The sequence below is a fragment of the Streptomyces sp. AcH 505 genome, assembly GCF_000818175.1.
GTDB lineage: Bacteria > Actinomycetota > Actinomycetes > Streptomycetales > Streptomycetaceae > Streptomyces.
In genome coordinates, this window is the sequence record NZ_JTIY01000001.1 from 5,897,641 (window position 1) to 5,898,511 (window position 871).

Sequence of the window (871 nt, forward strand, 5' to 3'; positions counted from 1 at the left end):
CCGCCGCGGCGGCAGGGCCGGGAAGCGCCGGGCCATCACCCAGGGTGCGCGCACGGTCTTCGGCCGGGAGGGGTACAGCCGCACCAGCATCGAGGCCATCGCCGCCGAGGCCGGGGTGTCCACGCGGACCATCTACAACCACTTCGACGGCAAGGAGAAGCTGTTCTCCGACGTGCTGCACGACAGCGCGACCCAGGTCGCCGACGCCTTCATCGCGACCGTCCACAAGCAGATGACCGGCACCGACCCGCGGGCCGATCTGCTCGCCCTCGGCCGCGCCTTCGTCGGCCAGCGCACCCAGTTCCCCGAGCACTTCGCGATGGTGGGCCAGATCAAGGCCGAGGTGCGGCACTTCCCCGCGGCCGTGATCGACACCTGGCAGCAGGCGGGACCGGCGCGGGTGCAGCAGGAGGTCGCCGGGCAGTTGGGACGGCTCGCGGAGGCCGGGCTGCTGCGTATCGCCGACCCGGCGCGCGCCACCTCGCACTTCATCGCCCTCGTGACGTCGGAGATCACCATCCGCCCGTACGGAAGCCCCTCGCTGGGCCCTGACCGGATACGCGACTGCGTCACCAGGGCCGTCGACGCCTTCCTGTACGGATACGGGGCGGCGGGCCGCTCGAACTGAGCGAAGAGTCCCGCTACGGGGTATTGAGGGTATTTCGTTCGCGCGTACGAACCCTCATACCAGAGCGGGACGCCGTATGGGCGAGTTTGTCAACTGCACTCCGCTCGTGACCGCTTGGCGACTACTGTGTGTTGCTGGTGATCAACGGAGGGCTCCACACTGATGTCTCACCTTCGCGCACCCGTCGCGCGGCCCGAGCGCCGCGAGGGCGGGCGGCACGGCAGGCCGGCCGGCCGGCCGGCC

General features: G+C 70.7%; 1 protein-coding gene. It reads left to right on the top strand.

Features of this window, described 5'->3' with window-relative positions:
• Nucleotides 1–628: TetR/AcrR family transcriptional regulator (locus tag HY68_RS26405; protein WP_041997224.1), on the top strand; the 628-nt coding region annotated here is incomplete at its 5' end.
• Nucleotides 629–871: the final 243 nt, after the last annotated feature.